The sequence below is a fragment of the Pseudomonas sp. P5_B2 genome, assembly GCF_056400445.1.
Genome location: NZ_JBFULH010001038.1, coordinates 1 through 1,102, shown reverse-complemented (window position 1 = coordinate 1,102; position 1,102 = coordinate 1). Strand labels below are relative to the sequence as shown.

The following is a 1,102-nucleotide window of genomic DNA, read 5'->3' as shown; positions in this document are numbered from 1 at the left end:
ACCCGATATTGCCGTCGCTGGCCGCATACAGCTCGCAAATGTGCCTGACACCGAAACGGGTCTTGAAGGCGTTCCACGCGCCGGGACGCAAGCCGTTGCCAATCATCTTGGTCACGCTGTGTTGGCGGTCCTCGTCGCTGGGCGGCTGATCCACCAGATAACGGCACAGTTCGCCGACGTAGCCGAGGGTGGTCGCGTGGTATTTGCGTACGTCACTCCAGAACTGGCTGGAGCTGAACTTGCGGCGGATGGCAAACCCCGAGGCGCCGCTGATAGCCGAGCCCCAGCACACGCACAGTCCGGTGCCGTGATACAGCGGCAAGGTGCAATAGACGATGTCGTGCGGCTGCATATCCAAGGCGATCAAGCCGAAACTGGCAGAGCTGCGCATCCAGCGCCCGTGCTTGAAGACGCCAGCCTTGGGCAGTCCGGTGGTGCCTGAGGTGTAGATATAGAAACAAGGATCGTCGAAAAAAACCTGCTGCCCACTGACAGGGTTATCGTCGGACGCATCGGCACTGGCCGCCATCAAGTTGACGAAACCGTCGGGGGCAATGCCCGGATGGTTGTAGGTGGCTTGATCGGCGACGAACCAGGTTCGCGCCGATGTGATGGAAACCCGTTCACGAACCTGCGAAAACGCCGGGACCAATTCACCGCCGACAATAATCGCCACCGGCACCACCAGGTTCAGGCTGTGCAGGAGGGTATCGCGGGTCTGCGAAGTATTGAGCAAGGCGCTGATCGCGCCGACCTTGGCCACCGCCAGAATCGTCACCAGCAGCTCCGGGCGGTTCTCGATAAAGACCGCGACCACGTCACCCTTGCCGATGCCTTGGGAAATCAGATGATGAGCGATGCGATTGGCCCATTGATTGACCTGCGTATAGGTCAGCGCCACGTCGTCCTGCAGTAATGCGGGGCCATCGGGATTGCGCAATGTCGCTTGTTCGAAACACCAGCCCAGGCCACACGGTTGGGTCGGATCCTTGACGTTGGCGACTTTCAGGCCCTTCACCACGCGAGGGATGACCTTGGCGATCGTCGGCAGTTTGCGGAGCATCATGCCCCAGGTAATCGTGTCGTTCGGCGTGCGTTTCAT

General features: G+C 60.3%; 1 protein-coding gene. It reads right to left on the bottom strand.

Annotated elements, in window-relative coordinates; all coding sequences use genetic code 11:
• Positions 1-1,102 (bottom strand): AMP-binding protein (locus AC1DRJ_RS29005; RefSeq protein WP_477805155.1); only part of this gene is annotated, 1,102 nt, incomplete at its 3' end.